The 8,622-nt window shown below is 75.1% G+C and carries 8 protein-coding genes; 5 read left to right on the forward strand and 3 right to left on the reverse strand.

Annotation, left to right across the window (positions count from 1 at the left end; genetic code table 11):
* On the reverse strand, positions 1-413 hold a 413-nt coding region (locus tag AB0J52_RS17800), incomplete at its 3' end, for a sigma factor-like helix-turn-helix DNA-binding protein (RefSeq protein WP_500182684.1).
* Positions 414-691: 278 nt separating this feature from the next.
* Here AB0J52_RS17800 and egtA point away from each other — a divergent pair.
* Genes egtA through egtD form a run of 4 tightly spaced genes read left to right on the forward strand, consistent with a single transcriptional unit; the run spans position 692 to position 4,948 of the window.
* Positions 692-1,900 carry an ergothioneine biosynthesis glutamate--cysteine ligase EgtA gene (egtA, locus tag AB0J52_RS17805; RefSeq protein WP_500182685.1) on the forward strand — a complete coding sequence of 403 codons (1,209 nt, stop codon included), beginning with the start codon at positions 692-694 and terminating at the stop codon, positions 1,898-1,900.
* The gene (gene egtB, locus AB0J52_RS17810) at positions 1,894-3,219 is read left to right on the forward strand and encodes an ergothioneine biosynthesis protein EgtB (RefSeq protein WP_500182686.1); all 1,326 of its coding nucleotides are present in this window, start codon (positions 1,894-1,896) and stop codon (positions 3,217-3,219) included. Before egtA ends, egtB begins: the two co-directional genes overlap by 7 nt.
* Positions 3,219-3,962, forward strand: coding sequence for an ergothioneine biosynthesis protein EgtC (gene egtC / locus AB0J52_RS17815; RefSeq protein WP_500182687.1), 744 nt, complete (start codon positions 3,219-3,221; stop codon positions 3,960-3,962). The genes egtB and egtC overlap by 1 nt, the downstream gene beginning before the upstream one ends.
* Before the next feature lie 35 nt (positions 3,963-3,997).
* The gene (egtD, locus tag AB0J52_RS17820) at positions 3,998-4,948 is read left to right on the forward strand and encodes an L-histidine N(alpha)-methyltransferase (protein WP_500182688.1); all 951 of its coding nucleotides are present in this window, start codon (positions 3,998-4,000) and stop codon (positions 4,946-4,948) included.
* Between the two features lie 9 nt (positions 4,949-4,957).
* On the opposite strand, the gene AB0J52_RS17825 is transcribed toward egtD, so the two are convergent.
* Together AB0J52_RS17825 and AB0J52_RS17830 are read right to left on the reverse strand one after the other, a co-directional pair.
* The gene (locus tag AB0J52_RS17825) at positions 4,958-6,055 is read right to left on the reverse strand and encodes an alkene reductase (RefSeq protein ID WP_500182689.1); all 1,098 of its coding nucleotides are present in this window, start codon (positions 6,053-6,055) and stop codon (positions 4,958-4,960) included.
* 55 nt (positions 6,056-6,110) lie between these two features.
* A complete protein-coding gene (locus AB0J52_RS17830) occupies positions 6,111-7,310 on the reverse strand; it encodes an MFS transporter (RefSeq protein WP_500182690.1) in 1,200 nt (399 codons plus the stop codon).
* Positions 7,311-7,447: 137 nt separating this feature from the next.
* On the opposite strand from AB0J52_RS17830, the gene AB0J52_RS17835 reads away from it, so the two are divergent.
* Positions 7,448-8,622, forward strand: a 1,175-nt coding sequence (locus AB0J52_RS17835; protein WP_500182691.1) for an AfsR/SARP family transcriptional regulator, incomplete at its 3' end; no start/stop codon positions are given.

The raw sequence follows: 8,622 nt of genomic DNA on the forward strand, positions 1-8,622 counted from the left end.
AGCGCGTCCAGGACGCCGCGTTCGAGCCGGGTCCGGGCGGCGTGCAGGAGCTGCCGGACGGTGTCGGGCGCGAGGCCGAGGACGTGCGCGATGTCCGGGGTCTCCAGCCACTCGCCCGCCTCCAGCAGCAGCGCCTCGCGCTGCTCGGCGCGGAGCGCGGCGGCGGCGCGCAGCAGCGGGTCGGCCTCGCCGGAGGCGACGTGCCAGGGCCGGTCGAACGCCCCGCGCGAGGTGGCGGCGGTGCGCGACAGCCCGTACATCCAGAGCACCGTGTCGCCGCGCGGCGGGTGCCGGACCGCGGCCACGAAGGCGTCCTGCACCGCCGCCGCGGCGTCGTCGCCGAGCAGCGACCAGCCGTGCGCGTACAGGCGGACGGCGTGCGCGTCGTAGAGGGAACCCGCGTCCCCGCGCATGTGACCTCCGTAGTGGGCCGGCCCTCGCGAGCCGTTGGGAGCCGACCGGTGGACCGCCTGGCGAGAAGGGGCAGGGCGCAGGCCGGACCGGTGGGAATCGGGACTCTAGTGCATTCCGGAAATGCCTGTGAAGCGGGGTACCCGGTGTGTCGCGGTCCGAACATCGGGCAGGGGGACCGGGGACGGCCGGTGCTTCCTGCCTGTTTGGTGCTAGTTCGGAGATTGTTACCTGAATCACATGATTCCTGATCCGTTTCAGCAGGGAAGGATTCGAACCTGTGATCGACAATCGCCGCCTGCACCTCGACGACGTCCGCCGGCACGTCGTCGGGACGTGCTTCAAGACCGGTCCGCCCGGCACCGTCGGCGCCGAGACCGAATGGTTCGTCACCGATCCGCACGCGCCCGGGGCCCCGGTCCCGGGCACCACCGTCCGCGCCGCCGTCGAGGCGGCCGGACCGCCGCCCGGCGGCAGCACCGTCACCTACGAACCCGGGGGCCAGCTGGAGCTCAGCTCCGCCCCCTTCCCCGGCCTCGCGCCCCTGCACGCGGCGCTCGGCCGGGACGTCGCCCACGTCCGCGAGGCCCTCGCCCCGCTCGGGCTGGCCCTCAGCGGCCACGGCGTCGACCCGCACCGCCCGCCCGGATTCCAGAGCGAGCAGCCCCGGTACGCCTGCATGCGCGACTACTACGTCGCGCGCGGCTTCCCGGAGGTCGGCCCCCAGATGATGTGCTCCACCGCGTCCGTGCAGGTCAACCTGGACATCGGCGCGGACGAGGCGGACGCGGCCCGGCGCTGGCGGCTGGTGCACGCGCTCGGCCCGGTGCTGGTCGCCGCGTTCGCCAACTCGCCGCGGCGCGCCGGCCGGCGCACCGGCTGGGCGTCCACCCGGCAGGCGATCTGGGCCGAGCTGGACCCCTGCCGCACCGCGACGGTGCTGCGCGACGCCGCCGAGACCCCGGCCGAGGCGTGGACCCGGTACGCGCTGGACGCCCGGGTCATGCTCGTCCGCGCGCCGGGCGGCCGCTGGATCAGCGACCCCGGCATGACCTTCGCCGAGTGGCTGCGCAAGGGCGAGCCCACCGCCGCCGACCTGGAGTACCACCTGTCCACGCTGTTCCCGCCGGTGCGCCCGCGCGGCTGGCTGGAGCTGCGGATGATCGACGCGCTGCCCGAGCCGTACTGGGCGGTGCCCGTCGCCGTCGCGACCGCGCTGCTGGACGACCCGCGCGCGTCCGCCGCCGCCGAGGCCGCCACCGCCCGCTTCGCCGGCCGGGCCGGCGCGGACTGGTGGCTGCCGGCCGCCCGGCACGGGCTCGCCGACGCCGTGCTCGCGGACGCCGCGCGCGCCTGCTTCGAGGCCGCGCTGGCCGCGCTGCCGGGGCTGGGCGCGGCCGCGCTCGTCCCGGCCGTGGCCGAGTACGCCGACCGCTACGTGGAGCGGGGCCTCAGCCCCGCGTTCGCCGAGGAGACCTCCCCATGCTGACCGCATCCGCCGACGCCCTCCCCGAGGACGCGCTGAAGGAGCTGGTGGCGGCCGAGCTGGCCGCCGCCCGCGACCGCAGCCTCGGCCTGACCACCGGGGCGCTGCCGCGGCCCGAGCTGACCGCGCAGGTCTCCCCGCTGATGTCGCCGCTGGTCTGGGACCTGGCGCACGTCGGCAACTACGAGGAGCTGTGGCTGCTGCGCGCCGCCGCCGGGATCACCCCGATGCGCCCGGAGATCGACACGCTGTACGACGCGTTCGAGCATCCGCGCGCCACGCGGCCCACGCTGCCGCTGCTGTCGCCGGACGACGCGCGCGCCTACATCGCCGAGGTCCGGTCCAAGGTGCTGGACTCGCTGGAGCGCGTGCGCTTCGACACCGGGAACCCGCTCACCTCGGGCGGGTTCGTGTACGGGATGGTCGTGCAGCACGAGCACCAGCACGACGAGACGATGCTCGCGACGCACCAGCTCCGCAAGGGCGAGCCCGCCCTGCTCGACCGCGACGTCCCGGACCTGCCGGTCTCGCCCGCCCCTGCGGACGAGGTGCTCGTCCCGGCCGGTCCGTTCGTCATGGGCAGCTCCGACGACCCGTGGGCCTACGACAACGAGCGTCCGGGCCACGTCGTGGACGTGCCCGCCTACTACATCGACACCGAACCGGTCAGCAACGCCGCCTACCAGCGGTTCATCGAGGACGGCGGCTACGACCAGCGCCGCTGGTGGACGGACGCCGGGTGGGAGTGGCGCAGCTCGTCCGGCAAGCGCGCGCCCGCCTTCTGGACCCGCGAGGGCTCCTCCTGGGTGCGGCGCCGGTTCGGACGCGTCGAGCCCGTCCCGCCGGACGAGGCCGTCCAGCACGTGTGCTGGTACGAGGCGGACGCGTACGCGCGATGGGCGGGCAAGCGGCTGCCCACGGAGGCCGAATGGGAGAAGGCCGCCAGGCACGACCCCGAAACCGGACGGTCCCGCCGCTTCCCCTGGGGCGACACCTGGGAGGAGGGACGCGCGAACCTCGGCCAGCGCCTCCTCCACCCGACCGGGGCGGGAACCTATGCGTCGGGCGCGTCGGCCTACGGCGTGCGGAGGCTGATCGGGGACGTGTGGGAGTGGACGTCGTCCGACTTCCACGGCTATCCCGGTTTCCAGTCGTTCCCCTACAAGGAGTACTCGGAAGTCTTCTTCGGGCCTGACTACAAGGTTCTGCGAGGGGGCTCCTGGGCGACGCACCCGCTCGCGGTGCGCGGCTCGTTCCGCAACTGGGACTATCCGATCCGCCGCCAGATCTTCAGCGGCTTCCGTTGTGCGAGGTCGCTCTGATGTGCCGCCACCTGGGATACATCGGGCCGGGCCGTCCGCTGCACGACCTCGTGTACGCGGGGGAGCACAGCATGGAGCGGCAGTCGTACGCGCCGCGCATGACGCAGGGCAACCTGCTCAACGCGGACGGGTTCGGCGTCGGCTGGTACCAGGCGGGCGAGGCGTTCCGGTTCCGCCGCGCCCAGCCCATCTGGACCGACACCTCGTTCCGGGAGGTCGCCCGCGCCGTCTCCGCGCCGTGCGCGGTGGTCGCGATCCGGTCGGCGACGACCGGGTTCCCCGTGGACGAGTCGTGCGCGCAGCCGTTCCGCGCCGGGACGCGCCTGTTCAGCCACAACGGCAAGGTCGGCGGGTTCGCCGGGGTCGAGACCAAGCTGCGCGAGCTGGCCGGGGACCTGTCCGAGGTCCCCGACGCCCGCGCGCCCGTCGACTCGGCCCTGCTGTTCGCGATCGCGGCCCGGCACTGGCGGGAGGGCACGTCGCTGGCGGGCGGTCTCGCCGCGACCGTCGAGGCCGTCGAGAGCGTGGCCGGGCTCCAGGCTGGCGCCCTCAACCTGCTGGCCTCGGACGGGACGTCGCTCGCCGCGACCGCGCGGGGCGACTCGCTGTTCATCCGGGTCCAGCCGGACGCGCTGTGGATCGCGTCCGAGCCGGTGGACTCCGATCCCGGCTGGCAGGCCGTCCCGGACGGCTCGCTCGTCGCCGCTGACCTGGCGTCCGGCGTCCGCGTCCGGCCCCTGTGACCTTCCCCATCCCGCTCCCATCACCTGGAGATTCCGTGGACCTGTTCCTCACGTCGGACGACCTCGCCAAGTCCCTGCGCCGGGACGTGGCCGAGGGCCTCGCGGCGACGCCGAAGACGCTCCCGCCGAAGTGGTTCTACGACGAGCGCGGCAGCGCCCTGTTCGAGGACATCACCCGGCTGGAGGAGTACTACCCGACCCGCCGCGAGCGGGAGATCCTCACCGCCCGGGCCGCCGAGATCGCCGCGCTGACCGGCGCGACGACCCTGCTGGAGCTCGGCGCGGGGTCGGGGGAGAAGACCCGGCTGCTGCTCACCGCGCTCGCCGGGACGCTGGAGGAGTACGTCCCGGTGGACGTGTCCGGCGACTTCCTGGAGGAGGCCGCCGCCGCGATCGCCGCCGACTACCCGGGGCTGACCGTCCGGCCGGTGGTCGCCGACTACGAGCAGCACCTGAACCTGCTGCCGTCCGGCGGCCGCCGCCTGGTCGCCTTCCTCGGCGGGACGGTCGGGAACATGCCGCCCGCCGCCCGGATCGGCTTCCTCGGCGGCCTGCGCGCCACCATGGGCCCGGACGACGCGCTGCTGCTCGGCTGCGACCTGGTCAAGGACGAGGAGCGGCTCGTCCGCGCCTACGACGACTCCGAGGGCGTCACCGCCGAGTTCGACAAGAACGTGCTGCGGGTCATCAACCGGGAGCTGGACGCCGACTTCGACCCGGAGGCGTTCGAGCACCGCGCGGTCTGGAACGCCTCGGACGAGTGGATCGAGATGCGGCTGCGGTCGGTGCGCGACCAGACCGTCCGGATCGGCGGACTGGACCTGACGTGCGAGTTCGCGGCGGGGGAGGAGATGCGCACGGAGATCTCCGCCAAGTTCCGCCGCGACCGGCTGGCCGCCGAGCTCGGCACCGCCGGGCTGCGGCTCGCCGAGTTCTGGACGGACGAGGCGGGCGACTTCTCGCTCTGCCTCGCCCGTCCGGCCTGATTCGGCGTCTCAACTCGCGAGCGGGGCGGCCGGCTCCAGCACCGGGTAGTCGGTGTAGCCGGTCGCCCCGCCGGTGTACATGAGGTACCGGCCCTGGACCGGGTTGAGGGGCGCGCCCACGCGCAGCCGCTCGACCAGGTCCGGGTTGGCCAGGAACGGGCGGCCGAGCGCGACCAGGTCGGCCCCCGCGTCCGCCACCCGCCCGGCCTTCGCGGCGACCTCCTCGGTGGTGAGGTCGTCCAGCTTCGGGTTGGCGATCAGGACGTGCGGCCACAGCTCGCGGATCGCCTGGAAGACGGCCGTGTCCGGGTCTGCGTACACCACGTGCAGGTACGCCGGGCCGATCGCGGCGAGCTCCCGGACGAGCGCCGGGTAGAGCTCGTCGGTGTCGTCCTCGCGCAGGTCGTTGGCGGTGACGGCCGGGGAGATCCGGACGCCGACGCGGTCGGCTCCGACGGCGTCCACGACGGCCCGGGTGACCTCCAGCGTGAACCGGATCCGGTTCTCGACCGAGCCGCCGTAGCCGTCGGTCCGCAGGTTGGTGTTGGAGCCGAGGAACTGGTGCAGCAGGTAGCCGTTCGCCGAGTGCACCTCCACGCCGTCGAAGCCCGCGTCGATCGCGTTGCGCGCGGCGGCGGCGAAGTCCTCGACCGTGCGGCGGATGTCGTCCCCGGTCATCTCCCGGGGGACGACGGCGGGCTGCGGGCCGGAGGGGGTGTGGATGGTGTCCGGCAGCGGGACGGGCGAGGGCGCGACCGGGTGCAGGCCGCTGTTGTCGGGGTGCCCGACGCGTCCGCCGTGCTGGATCTGCAGGAACATCCGGCCGCCCGCGTCCCGGACCGCGCCGGTCACGCCGCGCCAGCCGGTGACGTGCGCGGGCCCGTAGACGGCCGGGATGTTCGGGTAGGTCAGGCCGACCGCGTTCGGCGTGGCCGCCTCGGCGATGATCAGCCCGGCGGTCGCGCGCTGCGAGTAGTAGGTCTCCATCAGCGCGCCGGGCACGCCGTCGGCGTCCGCGCGGTTGCGCGTCATCGGGGCCATGACCAGCCGGTTCGGCAGGTCGAGGCGGCCGACGCGGGCGGGGGAGAGCAGGGTGTCGTTCAGCATGGCTCGCTACCTCTCAAGGGGGTGGGAAAGGCGGTACGGAGGAAGGGGACGGGGATCAGCGGGCGGGGAAGGCGTCGCGGCGGGCGGCGACGACCACCGCGAGCACCGGGGCGAGCAGGACGAGCGCGGTCCAGGGCAGCGCGGACGTGCCGAACCGGTCGAGGAGCACCCCGCCCGCGACGCCGCCGCCCGCCATGGCGACGTTCCAGAGGGTGACCAGCAGCGCCTGGGCCGCGTCGGCGGCGCCGTCCCCGGCCTTGCCGCCCGCCGACCCGGCGGCGGTCTGGAGCAGCGTCGGCGCGCCGCCCCAGCCGAGGCCCCACAGGCCCGCCGCGACGTAGACCAGGACGGGCGAGTCCGCCAGGAGCGCGAGGACGGCGGCGGCGACCGCGACGAGCAGGACGCTCGCGATCGACAGCATCCGCAGGTGCCGGTGGATCCGCGCGCCGACGGCCGCGATGCTCAGCAGGGACGCGCCGCCGAAGACCAGCAGCACCGCGTCGGTCGAGCCGCCCATGTCCACGCCGTCCAGGAAGGCGGCGACGTAGGCGTACAGGACGGTGTGCGCGAGGACGTACACCAGCGTGACGAACAGGACGGGCGCGACACCCGGCACGCGCAGCACGCGCGGCTTCGGCTCCCCGTCCCCGCGCCGCCGCCCGGGGGCGTCCGGCACGGACGCGATGATCCAGCCGATCAGCACGAGGGTGAGCGCGGACATCGTCCAGAACGCCGTCCGCCAGCCGAGCTGCGAGCCGAGGAAGGTGCCCGCCGGGACGCCGAGCGACAGCGCGACCGGGATCCCGGCCATCGCGACGGCGATCGCGCGGCCCTCCAGCCCGGCCGGGGCGAGCCGCCGCGCGTACCCGGCGAGCAGCGCCCAGGCGAGGCCCGCCGCGACCCCGGCGGCGAACCGCGCGACCATCGTGAGCGTGTAGTCGGACGAGACGGCCGTGACGCCGTTCGCGACCGCGAACCCGGCCACGGTCGCGAGCAGCAGGCGCTTGCGGCGCCAGCCCGCCGTGGCGGCGGTGAGCGGGGCGGCGGTCAGGGCCGTCCCGATGGCGTAGACCGTCACGGTCTGCCCGGCGGCGGACGTGCCGACGCCGAGGCCGGCGCTCATCGCGGGCAGCAGCCCGGCGGGGAGCGTCTCGGTCAGGCTCGTGATGAAAACGGCCGTGGCGAGGGCCAGCAGCGGTGACATCGGCAGCCGCCGCGTGCCGGTCGCGGGTGGGGTGGTCTGCGTGGTGACCATGTCGTCGCCTCCTTGACTGGACGGGACGACAGTGCCGGGAGCGGCTTCGGGAACGCTGACGGCCGGCTGACGGCCGATCCGAAGCCCGCCCCGAAGCCGGTCCGAAGCCTCGGGCGAGATCCGAATAAGGTGCACACGTGCGTTTCGGGGTGCTTGGTCCGGTGGCGGTGTGGGACGACGCGGGCGCGCCCGTCGCGATCCCGGAGGCGAAGGTGCGGGCGCTGCTCGCCGACCTGCTCGTCCGGCCCGGCGCGGCGGTCTCCGCCGACCGGCTGATCGAGGACCTCTGGGGCGGCCGTCCGCCCGGGAACCCGGCCAACGCGCTCCAGGCGAAGGTGTCGATGCTGCGGCGCGTGCTCGGGCGGGACCGCGTCGTCCGCGAGACGGCCGGATACCGCCTGGCCCTGGACGCCCCCGACACGGTCGACGCCGAGCGCTTCACGGTCCTCGCCACACGCGCGCGCACGATGGACGACCCGCGCGCGCGGGCGGCCGTCCTCTCCGAGGCGCTGGACCTGTGGCGCGGCCCGGCGTTCGCCGACGTCGCCGACCAGGAGTTCGCGCGGACGGCCGCCGACCGGCTCGACGACCAGCGGCTCGCCGTCCTGGAGGAGCGCGCCGAGGCCCGCCTCGCGGCGGGGGAGCACCTGCTGCTGGCCGGGGAGCTGGGCGATCTGGTGGCGCGGCATCCGCTCCGGGAGCGGCTGCGGGCCGTCCACGCCAGGGCGCTGTACCTGGCCGGACGGCAGGGCGACGCGCTCGCCACCCTCTCTGAGCTGCGCGAACTCCTCGCCGACGAGCTGGGCGTCGACCCGGGGCCCGACGTGGCGGCCCTCCAGGCGGCGATCCTCCGGCAGGACCCGTCGCTCACCCCCGCCGTCCACCTCGCGACCGCTCCGGAGCAGCGGCCCGCCCCGGAGACCAACCTGCCCGTCCCGCTGACCGGGCTCGTCGGACGGGACGAATGCCTCTCCGACGTCGTCCGCCTGCTGGACGCGACGCGCCTGGTCACGCTGGTCGGCCCCGGCGGGGTCGGCAAGACCCGCCTGGCCGTCGAGTCCGCGCGCGCCGCCGCGCGGCCGGACGGCACGTGGCTGGTCGAGCTGACCGCGTGGCACGGCGGCGTCGCCGATCTGGCGCAGCACGTCGCCGCCGTCCTCGGCGTCCGCGACGAGCTGCCCGGCGCGGCGGCCGCGTGGGGAGCAGCCGCCGACCCGGCCGGACGGCTCGCGGGCGCGCTGCGCGACCGGCGCGTCCTGCTCGTCCTGGACAACTGCGAGCACGTGGTCGAGGAGGCCGCCGAGCTCGTGGC

This window comes from Spirillospora sp. NPDC049652, assembly GCF_040675125.1.
Taxonomy (GTDB): domain Bacteria; phylum Actinomycetota; class Actinomycetes; order Streptosporangiales; family Streptosporangiaceae; genus Spirillospora.